This window comes from Herbaspirillum sp. B65, from assembly GCF_000333555.1.
GTDB lineage: Bacteria > Pseudomonadota > Gammaproteobacteria > Burkholderiales > Burkholderiaceae_D > Herbaspirillum > Herbaspirillum rubrisubalbicans.
The window spans coordinates 1-948 of record NZ_BADI01000791.1; the positions used below are offsets into that span (position 1 = coordinate 1).

General features: G+C 67.7%; 1 protein-coding gene and 1 pseudogene. Both read left to right on the forward strand.

Features of this window, described 5'->3' with window-relative positions:
- Nucleotides 1–524, forward strand: a pseudogene (locus I5W_RS18905) (tetratricopeptide repeat protein); the annotation flags it as partial.
- Nucleotides 517–948, forward strand: a 432-nt coding sequence (locus I5W_RS18910) for a chemotaxis protein CheW (protein WP_044530395.1), incomplete at its 3' end; no start/stop codon positions are given. The pseudogene I5W_RS18905 and the gene I5W_RS18910, both read left to right, overlap by 8 nt.

The window sequence follows — 948 nt, forward strand, 5'->3', positions numbered from 1 at the left end:
GAGTCGCGGATGGATCGGCTGGTATTGCGCTGGCCTTCGGTTTCCGCCAGCGTTCCTCCCCCTTGCGGCCCAGTCGCTTGCCGGCCTGGATCACGCCACCGCAGGTCATTTCTGCTGTACCGTCCACGGTATGCGGCGCGCCCCGCACCGGCCTGACGGCAGTGACGACCCGCCCAACCATGCCGCAGCCGACTGCCACGGCCCCGACCATGCTGCAGCAGGCGCGCGCGCTGGCCGACCAGGGCCAGTTCACCCAGGCTGAAGCCTTGTGCGAGCAAGTCATGGTCGAGCAGGGACCGAGTGCCGAAGCCTTCTATCTGCAAGGCTTGATCCACGACGCCAGTGGCCAGGATGAACTGGCCCAGCGCAGCTATCGCAAGGCGCTTTACCTGCAACCGCAGCACCAGGCTGCACTGCTGCAACTGGCGGCCCTGCTGCAGGCCCAGGGCGATGCCGCCGGGGCCGAGCGGATGCGCCAGCGGGCCGCACGCGTGAGTCCGGTGCCGGAGGGCAGCCATGGATGAGACTCAGGACTTGCGCTTGCAGCAGCACCTCGACAACTGTTGGAGCCGCATTGGCATCCGCGGCGACGGCAGTTGCCCGGAACTGGCGCAATACGTGCGTTGCCTGAATTGCCCGACGTTTGCGCGCGCCGCCTTGCAGCAACTGGACCGTGTCGAGGCCTCGCCGGAGCTGGCCCAGCAGTGGATGCAGGCCAGTGCGCACGCCCCATTGCAGGGGCAGGGCACCCATGCCCAGGACTCGGTACTGGTGGTGCGCATCGCCGGTGAATGGCTGGCCATCGCCACGGCCGTCGTGCAGGAAGTGGCCGAGGCGCGTCCCGTACACAGCCTGCCGCACCAGCGCAATACGGCGATTACGGGCCTGCTCAATATCCGCGGGGTCCTGCGCATCTGCGTCTCGCTGGCGCAACTGTTTCAGTGCGAC